At 67.6% G+C, this 11,846-nt stretch carries 11 protein-coding genes and 1 tRNA gene; 7 read left to right on the forward strand and 5 right to left on the reverse strand.

The annotated features are described in order from the left end of the window. Both F0Q34_RS17990 and F0Q34_RS17995 read left to right on the forward strand, forming a co-directional pair. Positions 1-810: rhamnan synthesis F family protein (locus F0Q34_RS17990; protein ID WP_206668083.1), on the forward strand; the 810-nt coding region annotated here is incomplete at its 5' end. Between the two features lie 36 nt (positions 811-846). Next, complete coding sequence (locus F0Q34_RS17995) at positions 847-1,902, forward strand: NAD-dependent epimerase/dehydratase family protein (protein ID WP_149813643.1); 1,056 nt, start codon at positions 847-849, stop codon at positions 1,900-1,902. A 65-nt stretch (positions 1,903-1,967) separates the two neighbouring features. On the opposite strand, the gene F0Q34_RS18000 is transcribed toward F0Q34_RS17995, so the two are convergent. Then, positions 1,968-3,569, reverse strand: a complete 1,602-nt coding sequence (locus F0Q34_RS18000; protein ID WP_161600938.1) for an acyltransferase family protein — start codon at positions 3,567-3,569, stop codon at positions 1,968-1,970. 402 nt (positions 3,570-3,971) lie between these two features. On the opposite strand from F0Q34_RS18000, the gene F0Q34_RS18005 reads away from it, so the two are divergent. Then, a tRNA-Thr gene (locus F0Q34_RS18005) sits at positions 3,972-4,043 on the forward strand. An 84-nt stretch (positions 4,044-4,127) separates the two neighbouring features. On the opposite strand, the gene F0Q34_RS18010 is transcribed toward F0Q34_RS18005, so the two are convergent. Together F0Q34_RS18010 and F0Q34_RS18015 are read right to left on the reverse strand one after the other, a co-directional pair. Next, a complete protein-coding gene (locus tag F0Q34_RS18010; protein WP_149813645.1) occupies positions 4,128-5,321 on the reverse strand; it encodes an MFS transporter in 1,194 nt (397 codons plus the stop codon). Positions 5,322-5,465: 144 nt separating this feature from the next. Next, positions 5,466-7,232 (reverse strand): hybrid sensor histidine kinase/response regulator, encoded by a 1,767-nt coding sequence (locus tag F0Q34_RS18015; protein ID WP_149813646.1) that lies wholly within the window; start codon positions 7,230-7,232, stop codon positions 5,466-5,468. A 349-nt stretch (positions 7,233-7,581) separates the two neighbouring features. Between F0Q34_RS18015 and F0Q34_RS18020 the strand changes: the two genes are divergently transcribed. Beyond that, positions 7,582-7,932, forward strand: coding sequence for a hypothetical protein (locus F0Q34_RS18020; RefSeq protein ID WP_149813647.1), 351 nt, complete (start codon positions 7,582-7,584; stop codon positions 7,930-7,932). Positions 7,933-7,991: 59 nt separating this feature from the next. Here F0Q34_RS18020 and F0Q34_RS18025 read toward each other — a convergent pair whose 3' ends face one another. Next, on the reverse strand, positions 7,992-8,804 hold the full coding sequence (locus F0Q34_RS18025) for a phosphatase PAP2 family protein (protein ID WP_206668084.1): 813 nt from the start codon (positions 8,802-8,804) through the stop codon (positions 7,992-7,994). A 141-nt stretch (positions 8,805-8,945) separates the two neighbouring features. On the opposite strand from F0Q34_RS18025, the gene F0Q34_RS18030 reads away from it, so the two are divergent. From F0Q34_RS18030 to F0Q34_RS18040, 3 genes are all read left to right on the forward strand, one after another. Further along, positions 8,946-9,887 carry a lipid kinase gene (locus tag F0Q34_RS18030; RefSeq protein WP_241665568.1) on the forward strand — a complete coding sequence of 314 codons (942 nt, stop codon included), beginning with the start codon at positions 8,946-8,948 and terminating at the stop codon, positions 9,885-9,887. Further along, positions 9,887-10,648 (forward strand): TerC family protein, encoded by a 762-nt coding sequence (locus F0Q34_RS18035; RefSeq protein ID WP_149813648.1) that lies wholly within the window; start codon positions 9,887-9,889, stop codon positions 10,646-10,648. Before F0Q34_RS18030 ends, F0Q34_RS18035 begins: the two co-directional genes overlap by 1 nt. A 76-nt stretch (positions 10,649-10,724) precedes the next feature. Further along, the gene (locus tag F0Q34_RS18040; RefSeq protein WP_149813649.1) at positions 10,725-11,243 is read left to right on the forward strand and encodes a hypothetical protein; all 519 of its coding nucleotides are present in this window, start codon (positions 10,725-10,727) and stop codon (positions 11,241-11,243) included. Between the two features lie 82 nt (positions 11,244-11,325). On the opposite strand, the gene F0Q34_RS18045 is transcribed toward F0Q34_RS18040, so the two are convergent. Continuing rightward, entirely contained in the window at positions 11,326-11,814 is a 489-nt protein-coding gene (locus F0Q34_RS18045) for a hypothetical protein (protein WP_149813650.1), read from the reverse strand. Positions 11,815-11,846 lie beyond the last annotated feature (32 nt).

Here is an 11,846-nt window from a genome sequence, read left to right on the forward strand (position 1 = left end):
GGGCGCGACATGTCGGCCCTGTTCATCGCCTGCCGCGACCTGTTCCTCGATGACCGCTACACCGCCGTCTGCCGGCTTCATACCAAGAAGTCGCCGCATCTGCACAGCGGCCGCGCCGAGCTGTTCAAGCGCCATTCGGTCGAGAACCTGCTGAACAGCGAGGGCTACACGACCAATGTGCTGGACCTGTTCCGGGACAAGCCCTGGGTCGGTGTCGCCGTGCCGCCCATCATGCACATCTCGCTGGGCACGCTGGGGCATGGCTGGCTCGGCAACCGGCCGCGCGTCGAAGCCCTGGCGGCGATGCTCGGCCTGAAGACTCCGATCGAGGCGACGCCCCCCACCGCGGTCTATGGCGGCATGTTCTGGTTCCGGCCCCGGGCGTTGCGCAAGCTTTTCGCCCATCCCTGGACATGGACCGATTTCGAGGACGAGCCCTATCCCCTGGATGGGGCCCTCGGCCATGCGCTGGAGCGCATGGTCTGCTATGTCGCGCAGGATGCGGGCTTCACCACCCAGCAGATCATCAGCACGCACAGCGCCGGCTGGAACTACGGCATGCTGGAATACAAGCTGCAGAAGCTGGAAGCCGCCCTGCCCAACGCCGATTTCGGCTATCGGGTCCGTATTGTCGAGAACTGGCGCAACGCCAGTTATTCCCAGTCTTCCAGCGTGCGGCAAAGCCTGGCCGCCCTTGTTCTGGCCGTGAAACGCTCCGCTGGACACCGCCTCCCGCGGCTGGTCCATGCCCTGCGCCCCGTCTACCGCACCGCCACGCTGCGCCATCTCCGCTCACGCGGGGATCGCTGAGGCCGCCATGCTCAACATCGTCCTGGGAAGCCGTCTATGACCCGAAACTGTCTGATCACCGGCGGCGCCGGCTTCATCGGCTGTGCCATCTCGCCGCTCCTCAAGGATCGGTTCGACCGCATCGTCGCGCTGGACAACATGCATCCCCAGATCCACCCGACGGAAACGCGCCCCGCCGCGCTGGACCCGTCCGTGGAGCTGGTGAAAGGCGATGTGACGCTGGCCGAGACCTGGGATGCGCTGTTGCCGGGCTTCAGGCCGGACACGGTCATCCATCTCGCCGCCGAGACCGGCACCGGACAGTCCCTCACCGAGGGCACGCGCCACGCCAATGTCAATGTTGTCGGCACCACGCAGATGTTGGATGCCTTTGTGCGGCATGACCGCATTCCCGGCCGCGTCGTGCTGACCTCCAGCCGCGCCGTCTATGGGGAGGGCGCATGGAGGGATGCGCAGGGCCATGTCAGCTATCCGGGCCAGCGCTCCCGCGCCATGCTGGAAGCCGGACAGTGGGATTTCCCTGGGCTGACCTGCCTGCCCTTCGAGGCGACCCGCACCGAACCGCGCCCCACCAGCATCTATGGCGCCACCAAGCTGACGCAGGAAATGGTGCTCCGCGCCTGGGCCTTGTCCTTCGGTGTCGAGACGGGGCTGCTGCGCCTCCAGAACGTTTATGGTCCGGGCCAGTCGCTGAGCAATCCTTATACCGGCATCGTCTCGCTCTTCGCGCGGCTGGCCAAGGCGGGCAAGGTCATCCCGCTCTACGAGGATGGCGAGATCATCCGCGACTTTGTTTTCATCGACGATGTGGCGGCGGCCGTGGTGCGGATGGCCACGGGGGCCATTCCTTCCGCCGGCGCCTACGACATCGGCTCCGGCGAGGCGACCAGCATCCGCCAGCTCGCCACGATCATCGCGCGCATCTATGGCGCGCCGGAACCCGTGGTGAATGGCGCGTTCCGCAATGGCGATGTGCGCGCCGCCTCGGGCGACATCACCCGCTCCAAGGCGGAGCTGGGCTGGGCGCCGCAATGGAGCGTGGAGCGTGGCGTGACCGCGCTTTGCGCGTGGATCGACGAACAGGCGCCTTGAGCGGCGCTCCGCTCACCTGAATGGTTGAACAGCTCCCGAGCCGCGGGACCTGGATGTGAACGGCATCAAGGCATGATCCCGGACTGCACGGCGAAGCGCTGATCCTCGGTGAGGATCAGCATCTCAACCATTCCGGCCTCGCACTCGGGACGCGCCGCGAAATTGTCCGTGAATCCATGCCGGTCGTCCGGGATGTTGAGCACGGCCGTCACATCCGGCCGGGGCTGGCGCAGCGAAACGGTGCCCAGATATCGCCCGCACTGATACGCCATGATCTGTAAGGGGCGGCGCTTCCCGCTGGTGTCCGCGGCCCATCCCTGAAGCTGGATGGTCTGTGGCATGGGCCTGCCGGCATTGTCCACATGGCTGCGCAAGGCCCCGTCCGGCAACAGGCCCAGGGACGCGGCGGCCTGGGCCAAGCCGATCCGGTTCGCGGACATGGCCTGTTCGAATTGCTGGGCCGCCTGTCCGGCGCTGGCGAAGGCGCTGCGCTGCGAATAGGCGTACCCGCCAAGCCCCAGGAAGGCGATCAGGAAGCATGCCATGGCCCCGAGGCCATAGGCAGCCACCGGCCTCCCCCGAACGCGGACGGCGCCGTCCTCTCCAACGGCCTTTCCGCGGCGGCCGGTGATGATCCCCTCCAGCCATTTCCGCAACGGATTTTCCAGGCAGTGGAAGCTGAGCATGCTCCAGCCCAGCACGATCATGATCCAGACCGGAACAATGGCGATGCCGGGCAGGTGCCGGAACAGGCCAAGCCATTGCGAGATGGCAAGCATGCCGAAGAACATCGGCTGGTGCCAGATATACAGCGAATAGGATGCATCGCCGAGCTGCTGCCACGGGCGTTTAAAGGTCCACCCGTATTTCAATTCATGAGCAACAACGCCGTAGATGATCAGCGCGCTCGCCGGACCAAAGGCGATTGTCCGGTGCCAGGGACGCCAGTCGCCAAAGGAATGGTTCGCATAGGCTCCCGCCGCGAAGAGCAGCACGCCCGCGGCGATCGCCATGCGCGCGTGGCCGGTCACTCCTTGCTTCAGGGCATAGGCGATCGCTGTCCCCAGCATGAACTCGATGAGCACGGGGCTGAACGGAACCGCGAAGCGCCATGGGTTTCCTGTCACCTCGAAATAGGCCAGGAGGATGATCGTGACCGAGGCCCAGGCCAGGATTCCGTGAAAGATGCGGCGCGGCGCAAGCAGCAGTAGAGCCCCGACCACCAGATAGAAATACAGCTCGAACACCAGGGTCCAGGCGGCCATGATCTTGTTGTTGTTGGTGTCGATCAGCAGGAAAAGACGCCAAAGCGGCCGCTCGGGAACGGTGGAGGGCGCCAGGAAGATATAGGGGCTGACCAGTACCGCGAGGATGAAGACCACCCAGTAGATGGGATAAACCCGCGCCACCCGCTTCAAGGCGAATTCGCGGGCGATCTTGAAGCGGCCCCTCGAAGCGGCCTTGTCACCCGCCTGGTCCGCCACCGTGGCGATGATGAACCCGGAAATGACAAAGAACAGATCCACCCCTGCCGGTCCCACCGCTCCAAGGAACGGCACCACGGGATCCATCCCGACGCTGACAGGCATCGCCACGGAATGGACAAGGCACACCAGAAGCGCGGCAATGCCCCGCATTGCCTGAATGTTCGCAAAATTACGCTTCATGCGAGTCGATCCGTCATGCATTCCTGATTGCCGCGCCAATCAGCGACGGGCCGCCGGTTGATCGATTTGCGCGCGGAAACACGCAACGCCATCACAAATACATGTGGCACGCCATGACGCGCCAGGGCCAATCGGCACGGGGTCATCGGGCGAATTTCTGTTTCCCCGACAAGCGGGCAGCCGGTTTCAGCAAGGGTATCCGCCGGATCGCAGGCGGCTTGCGCTTCTCAATGAAGGCCATTGGCGGCTCCAGGCCCAGGGCGGCGGGTGAGTCGCGGGTCTTGAAAACCACGGCCAAAACGGGGAGAAGGGGAACGCTTCAGCACAAGCGGTTGGATGACGTTCAACCCGCGGGGGCGAATGAAAGGCGGGCCGGCACAGGGCCAGCCTTTGCAACGGAATGCCGGGTTAGCACAGCGGTAGTGCAGCGGTTTTGTAAACCGAAGGTCGGGGGTTCGATCCCCTCACCCGGCATATCACCACCATCTTCCCTTGGGGCGGCATCGCCCCGCTGCGGCGGCGTCCGCAAGCCGGCTTCCGCAGTTGCCCGTTTGGCGATCAGCGCCGCAGATAGGCCAGCGCCACCAGCCCGAAGCATGCCTGTTGAGCCGCGACCACGGCAAAGGCCAGGCCGTAGCTTCCGCTCCAGCTCACCAGAAGGGTGAAAACCAGCGGCCCGAAAACCGATCCCACGAAGCCGAACAGGCTCGCGGCCGAGGTCACGTCGCTGACCAGCTGCGGCGGCGCGACGCGGGCCAGTTCCGCGATGTGGACGCCGTTCCACCCGATGGCGGTGATCCCAACCAGCGCCGCACAGCCATACAGCATCCACGGTTCCTGATTGCCGGTGGCCGCCAGCAGCCCCACCGCCAGCGCTGAGATGACAGCCTGGAAGGCCAGGTGGCGCAGGGCATTGCCTGTGCGGTCCGCCACCCAGCCCATCGCCACCCGCCCCAGCATGCTGGCGCCCTGCATCACCGCCACGATCAAGCCGGCCTCGGCCAGCGAAGCGCCGTGCCGGGCAACCACATAGGTGGCGGTGAAGGCCATCAGGCAGGATTGCACAACCGAGAAGGAGGCGCCGAGCGCGGTGAGGAGCGGCAGGGAAGGGTGCGAACGCAGGCTGCGGACGGAACTCGCCAGCACCGCCGGGGACAGCAGCGCGCGCGCCCAGCCCGGCTGGCCCTCGCCCCTGTCCTTGTCCAGGCGCCGGCGGAAGATCTGCACCACGAGAATGGTGAGCAGCGTCACCGCGATGATGATGCCGAGGGCCGCGGGCAGGCCCTGGGCCAGCATCAAGGGCGCCACAACCAGCCCGGCCAGCGCGCCACCGAGGGGAACGCCGGCTTGCTTGATCGAAAAGATCAGCGTGCGGTGGCGGGGCGGCGCAGTGCGGATCAGGATCTGGCTGCCCGCCGGCGTGTTCGGGGCGACGCCGAAGCCGATCGCCAGCGCCCCCAGCAATCCCAGCAGGCCGAGGGGCTGCGACAATGCGAACAGGCCGGCGGCCGTGCAGGCCAGGCCGATCTGCAGGGTGCGGACCGGCCCATGATGGCCCAGCATCGGGCCGCCGCAGGCCAGGCACCAGCAGATGCCGGCGGATGTGATGGCGGAAACAAGGCCGATGCTTTCCGGCGGCAGGCCGGCCCGGGCCATGAGCGGCGGGCCCAGCAGCGGAACGGCGGTGGAGGCGAAGGAGCTGACAGTCTGGACAATCAGGGTGGCGACCAGCGCGCTGACCCACAAAGGCATTCTCAATTCGTATCCACCCTTCCACCTGCCCGGTCCTGCACGGGGCGGGCTTGTGCGGGAGTATGCGGGGGAAGGGGGAGATCGCCTAGGTGGCGTCCGTCAGCCGGAATGGCCGCGCAGGAACGGCCGGGCGCCCGGGCCGGATCACGCGCTGTCCGCCAGCTGCCTTTCCCTCGGCGCCGTGGCATCGGCGGGGGGCGCCACGGGCAGCCAAAGGGAAACCGTGGTGCCATGCCCGATGCGGCTGTCGATGCCCATCGCTCCTCCGGACTGCACGGCGAAGCTGTGCGCCATGGACAATCCCAGGCCGGTGCCCTGGCCCTGGGGCTTGGTGGTGAAAAACGGCTCCGTCGCGCGTTCCAGCGTTTCCTTGTCCATGCCAATGCCGGTGTCGGCGGCGTAGAGCCGCACGTAATGCCCGGCGGCGAGGCCGCCCGGATGCGCCTGTCCGGCGGCGATCCGGACCGGCTCCGCCCCCAGCGTCACCGAGCCCTGCCCGGCCATGGCATCGCGCGCGTTGATCACCAGGTTGATCAGGACGGTCCGGAGCTGCCCCGGATCGACAAAGGCGCGCGGCGTGCCCTGCTGGAGCCGGGTCAGCAAGGTCAGGCCTGGCGGCAGGCTGATCGCGAGCACGGCGCGAAGCTCCTCGAAGAGCTTCGCAAGATCGACGGCCCTGGCGCGAAGCTCCTCGCGGCGGGAGAAGGTCAGAAGGCGGCGCGTCACCGAGGCGCCGCGTTCGGCGCCTTCCCGGATGCCCGAGACGAGTTGGTGGACCTCCTCGCCGCCACTGGCGAGCAGCGCGCCATGCCGCTTCTGGAGCAGTTCGAGGCCGGCCAGAACAATGGCGGCGGAATTGTTGAAGTCATGCGCCACACCCCCGGCAAGCTGGCCAAGGGCCTCCATCTTCTGGGTTTGCCCCAGGCGCTCCTCCATGGCCCGCCGGCGCTCGCTTTCCGTGGCGGCGAGCCGCAGCGCGGCCCGCTCCGCCTGGATGCGGCGAAGGGTGAACTGGGACACCAGGATCAGCGCCAGGGATGCCGCCAGCGCCACGATGCCATAGGTGACCAGGTTGTGGCGCCAGCGGTGCAGCAGCGCCTCACTGTCCGCCGCATAGGTGACATAGGCCGGGCGGGAACCGACCTGGCGATAGGCGAAGATGACTTCCTTGCCGTTTGCCAGCGTGGCCCGGTGCAGCCCGGCCTTTTCTCCCTGGCGCATGGCCGCACGAAAGGGATGATCCTCCCCATAGACCATGGCCTGGCCATCGGGGTTCCGGGGCTCGCGCGCCAGAACCGAGCCGTCGCTGCGCGCCAGGGCGGCGGCATGGGTGAAGGGGGGAACGACCTCCTTGTAGAAGTTCTCGAAATACTCGGGACTCAGCGCGACATGGATGATGCCGGCGAAGCGCCCGTCGGAGGAGAATCGCTGCTGGCTGACCGCGAAGGAGGCCGTGTTCGTGGCACGCCCGACGAACCGGGAGCTGATCCGCGTGCCTGGTCCCGGATCGTCCCTGTGGGCCTTGAAGAAGGGCCGTTCCAGGATCCGCCTTTCATTGCCCCAGGGCTGGCTGCCCGCCTGCATGAAGCCGTCGGCATCGGTGATCCAGACGGACACCACCTGCCGCAGCGGGGCGATGGTCCGCATCAGGAAGGCGCTTGTTTCCGGCTTCGCGATCTCCTCCCGGCTCATTGTTCTTGTGCGGTCATCCACATGGGCCAGGATCAGGTCCGCCGTATCGAACACCTTGGCGGCGTGCTCATGCATGACGATCGCCGTTCTCGTGACGGCGTCGGTTCCGTCGCGTAGCACCTCGGCCCGGTTCCAGGCCGCCGCTGCGGCGAAGACCAGCGCCGGGATCGCAATCGCGGCGGTCAAAAGACGGCGTCGCTGTTGGACGAGGTTGGTCATCGAGTTAGCGACATTCCACCCGGCAGGCGTGGCTATCTTCGCCAGCGTTCCGCATCCCCTGAATTGAAATGCTGGCTTCACAAGAAAGTGGGTATACGGATCGTTCGTGGAGCGCAACTGCAAGTTGTGAAAAGATCATCCGGCGGACCAATTCGTTGCAGAAAGCGTGCGAAGCCGCCGGACCGGTAGCGGAGCCTGCGCGGAAGATGAATGTATGGCCCGGCGCTTGTCCCTGGGGCATGGAACGGGAAAACCTTAGCCGCCTCGCGGGCCGGGCCGGCACCAGGCCCGACCGCGAGCCGGCCGGGTCCTATATGATAGGGCATCACCAGCCATCGCGGGAGCCTCCGTGTCGATGCACCGGAACAGCCTTGCCTGCTGCCTCCTTCTTTTCCTGTCCGCCTGCGCCGGCTGGAGCAAGCCGGGTGCGTCCGGTGCGGAAGAACGATCCGCTTTGCGCCAGTGCGAAGCACGGGCGGAAGCCGAGGTGCCGCCGATCTGGGAAACCAGCGTGGCCCGTTCCGGCTACTGGATCCCGTCCCGCACCGAATGCACCGCCGATGGCCGCGCCTGCCGCCAGGATGGCGGCCGCTTCCAATGGCCCGAATACCAGACGCGGGATGCCAATGCGGGGCTGCGCGACAGCGTGGTGGCGAGCTGCATGCGCGACCAAGGCTGGCAGCGGGAGCCAGGCCTTTAGGCCGGGCCTGCCGCCCCTGTCCCCCGGGGCGCCGCGGGAGGGGCGGGGTGGAAAGCACCCTAGTGCTTGCAGGGCGCTGCTGGGTTGCTCCGGCCGCTGGGGCGGGCCTCGCCTTCCGGGGCGAGGCCGGCGCCGGCCGAAGGGCCGCCCGCGCTTCGGCCGGACCCTGCACGGTCCTGCCATGCCACCCAGATCCGCAGCGCCAGCCAGCACGCAATGGCCCAGGCGGCGCCCAATGCCCAGCCGGCCAGCACGTCGGTCGGCCAATGGACGCCAAGATAAACCCGGCTCATGCCGATGATCACCGTCAGGGTGACCGCGATGCCGAGGATATAGGCCTTCAGCCGCCGCGCCTCCGTCACTCCCGCCAGCAGGGTGCCCAGCGTCAGGTAGCAGGTGGCCGAAAGCATGGCGTGGCCGGACGGGAAGCTGGCCGTGTGCACCTCGGCCAGATGCGCCACCAGATCGGGGCGCGAGCGGTCGAAGCCCTGCTTCAGCAGGCCGTTGATCAGCATGCCCCCGCCAAAGGACACCGCCAGCAGCAGCGCCGAGGCCCATTTGCGCAGAAACAGGATATAGCCGAGCGCCACCATGCCGATCAGGATCAGCACGGCGTGGCTGCCCAGCGCCGTGTAATCGCGCATCATGATCTCCAGCCATAACGGCCCGATCGGGTCGCCGCGGTCGGCCGGGTTGCGCAGGGCCAGCAGGATCGTTTCGTCAAAGGCGCGGGTGCCGCCTTCCAGCGCTTCATCGACCAGCCAGGCGAAGCCCAGCAGGCCGAGCGCGCAGCAAAGCAGCGCGGACAGCATGACGAACTGGCCCCAGCCGAAGCGGGCGCGCAGATGGCGGAAATCAAGCAAGCCAGGCATCGGGCATCCTGCGGGCTGGATAGGGCAGAGACGCCACCGCGCCGCAACAGTTGCCGGAAACCACCGGCCAACTGAGGCTTTGCACATTGCGCCGCCGGCGGCGCATCCTGGCCGCGGGTGGCGGATGGAAGAGGGTTCATCATGCAGCAAAGGCCTGTGGCGGCCATGGATGCCCAAGCCACGGCCGGGGCGCGGCGTGCCTTGCTGATCGTCAACCGCAACGCCCGCAATGGCGGCGCCGCCATCGAGGAGGCTTTGGAGGTGTTGCGGGAAGCCGGCTGGACGCTGCACGAGGCTTCCTGCGCCCCCGGCGGGAACGCCGCCGATCTGATCCGCGCCCATGCCGGCCAGGGTTTCGGCGCGGTGATCCTGGGCGGCGGCGACGGAACGCTCAACGGCGCCGCTCCCGCGCTGATCGAAACCGGCCTGCCCTTCGGTGTGCTGCCGCTCGGCACCGCGAACGACCTGGCGCGCAGCCTCGGCATCCCGCCCGACCCGGTGGAGGCGGCGCGGATCATCGCCAGCATGCCGCCGCGGCCGATCGACCTCGGCGAGGTGAATGGCATCCCTTTCTTCAACGTCGCCTCCATCGGGTTCAGCGCCGAGCTGGCGCGCGACCTGGGGAAGGAGGTGAAGGCGCGCTGGGGAAAGCTCGGCTATGCCATCGCCGCCTTCCGGCTGTTGCGCCGTTCCCGCCCCTTCACCGCCTGGATCGGGCATGACGGCATCGAGGAGCGGGCCCGGACCATCCAGGTCTCGGTGGGCAATGGGCGGCATTATGGCGGCGGCATGACGGTGGCGAGCGAGGCCCGGCCCGATGACGGCAGGCTCGATGTCTATAGCCTGGAGCTGGACCATTGGTGGCGCCTTCTGGCGCTGCTGCCCTATCTGCGACGCGGCACGCAGGGCCAGTGGCGGGATGTGCGCGCCTTCCAGACCACCGGCTGCGAGGTGCGGACCCGCCGGCCGATGCCGATCAACACCGATGGCGAGCTGAAAGCCATGACGCCCGCGCGCTTCCGGCTCCTGCCGAAGGTCGTCCGCGTGTTTGCCCCGCCTCATCTCCCTGAAGGGACTTCCTGATGGATTCGCTTCTCGCACTTGCCGCCGATCCGGCCGCCTGGGTGGCGCTGGCCACGCTGATCGCCATGGAAGTGGTGCTCGGCATCGACAACCTGATCTTCATCTCGATCATCACCAACAAGCTGCCGCCGGAGCATCAGGAGCGCGCCCGCCGGATCGGCATCGGCCTGGCGCTGGTGATGCGGCTTGGCCTGCTCGCCACCATCGCCTTCATCGTGCGCGCCACGACGCCGGTGTTCGAGCTGTTCGGCCATGCCTTCTCCTGGCGCGACCTGATCCTGATCGCCGGTGGCCTGTTCCTGGTCTGGAAGGCGACCAAGGAGATCCACCACAATGTGGACCCGCCGGCGGAAGGCGACATGTTCGCCGGCAAGGCCGCCAGCCTGTCCTTCAGCTCGGCCATCGGGCAGATCCTGGTGCTCGATCTGGTGTTCTCGGTGGACAGCATCATCACCGCCGTCGGCATGACGCCGCATGTGCCGATCATGGTGATCGCGGTGCTGGTGGCCGTCACCGTGATGCTGCTGGCCGCCAACCCGCTGGCCAGCTTCATCAAGCGCAATCCGACCGTGGTGATGCTGGCATTGGCCTTCCTGATGATGATCGGCATGACGCTGATCGCCGAGGGCTTCGGGGCGCATGTGCCGAAGGGCTACATCTACGCCGCCATGGCCTTCTCCGTGCTGGTCGAGGGGCTGAACATGCTGTCGCGCCGTGCCCAGGCACGGAAGACGGCCATCGGAGCATCCGGGGCGAACTGAAACCCTGGGCACATGAACGTTTTGTCATGTTGATTGCCGCCGGCCTGGGCCGGCGGCGCTTCAACAGGAGGACGCCGTGAGCCATCCGATTGCCCTGGAACGCCGTATCCTGACCGGTGCCGAACTCGCGGCGGTGGAGCGAAGCCGCTATCCCGTGATCTGCGGCCTTCCGCGGGAGGAATTGATCGCGGTGGCGCGCAGCCTGCGCGGCTTCCGGGACAAGGCACGCGACATCAGCCGTTCCCGGCGCCGCGAGAACCGCGGCAAGGCGGAGCCGCGTGGCGCCAACCCCGCGCCCGACAGCACCGGGCTCATGGAAAAGAAACAGGTCTTCGCATCGGCGCTCAAGCGGGTGAACCGCGAGATCGCCCGCCAGGAGGACGCGGCGCGCCGTGGCCGCCAGGGCGAGGCCGCGCGGCGTGCCCTGGCGATGAAGCAGGCGAACCGGGTTCGGCACCATCCCAGCGCCGGGCGCACCGCGCATCAGGGCATGCGGGTGATCGACAGCGGGGTGGCCGGGGGAACCATTGATCCGCGCCAGATCGGCAGCGTGTCGCAGCAAAACCGGAACTTCCAGGCGGGCAGCGACGCCTGACGCCGCCTGGCAGCGGCACGAACCACCGGAAACCGAGTCCTGCCGGCGCCGGGGCTCCGGTTCCGGGGACCTTGCCGCCCGGTCATCCGTGCGCATCGCGCGCGGAACCGCCCAGGCCCCCGAAGCCCAGCCGGTGCAGCGCCGCGATGGAGCTTGCCGCCGAGACATGGTGGATGAACACCCCGCCCTTGCGTTCCCAACCCTCGGCGGCAGAGGCGCGGTCATCCACCAGCACATGGCCAGGGCCGGACCAGCGCGGCTTGTCGCGGCTCATGCAGGTGATCACCGGCACATGCGCGCCCAGCATGCGCGCCACCCAACGCTTCTTCTGCGCCGGCGCCCAGCTTCCCATCGGCAGGCCGGTCAGGATGGTGGGGTGGTGCGGCGCGCAGAAGCGCCACAGCACCTCGGCGTCGTGCATGAAGGCCAGGGTCTCGAAGAAGCGCGGCGCCTTGGCCAGGGCGGCCCACATGGTCCTCACCGGCAGATCCTCCGGCGGCCTGCCGGTGATGGCCTTCACGCCCTGGTCGAAATCCGCCAGCACCCCGTCCAGGTCGAGAAAAAGCTTCATCTCCGCGCCCCCCCGGCCTGCGGCCGCTCCGC

It is taken from the genome of Teichococcus oryzae (assembly GCF_008386565.1).
Classification (GTDB): Bacteria; Pseudomonadota; Alphaproteobacteria; order Acetobacterales; family Acetobacteraceae; genus Pseudoroseomonas; species Pseudoroseomonas oryzae.

Excerpts from the sequence above, each read along its gene's own strand:
- F0Q34_RS18025 (WP_206668084.1), bottom strand. The coding sequence starts at position 8,804 with ATGCCTGGCTTGCTTGATTTCCGCCATCTGCGCGCCCGCTTCGGCTGG.
- F0Q34_RS18030 (WP_241665568.1), top strand. The coding sequence starts at position 8,946 with ATGCAGCAAAGGCCTGTGGCGGCCATGGATGCCCAAGCCACGGCCGGG.
- F0Q34_RS18045 (WP_149813650.1), bottom strand. The coding sequence starts at position 11,814 with ATGAAGCTTTTTCTCGACCTGGACGGGGTGCTGGCGGATTTCGACCAG.
- F0Q34_RS18035 (WP_149813648.1), top strand. The coding sequence starts at position 9,887 with ATGGATTCGCTTCTCGCACTTGCCGCCGATCCGGCCGCCTGGGTGGCG.
- F0Q34_RS18010 (WP_149813645.1), bottom strand. The coding sequence starts at position 5,321 with ATGCCTTTGTGGGTCAGCGCGCTGGTCGCCACCCTGATTGTCCAGACT.
- F0Q34_RS17995 (WP_149813643.1), top strand. The coding sequence starts at position 847 with ATGACCCGAAACTGTCTGATCACCGGCGGCGCCGGCTTCATCGGCTGT.
- F0Q34_RS18015 (WP_149813646.1), bottom strand. The coding sequence starts at position 7,232 with ATGACCAACCTCGTCCAACAGCGACGCCGTCTTTTGACCGCCGCGATT.
- F0Q34_RS18000 (WP_161600938.1), bottom strand. The coding sequence starts at position 3,569 with ATGAAGCGTAATTTTGCGAACATTCAGGCAATGCGGGGCATTGCCGCG.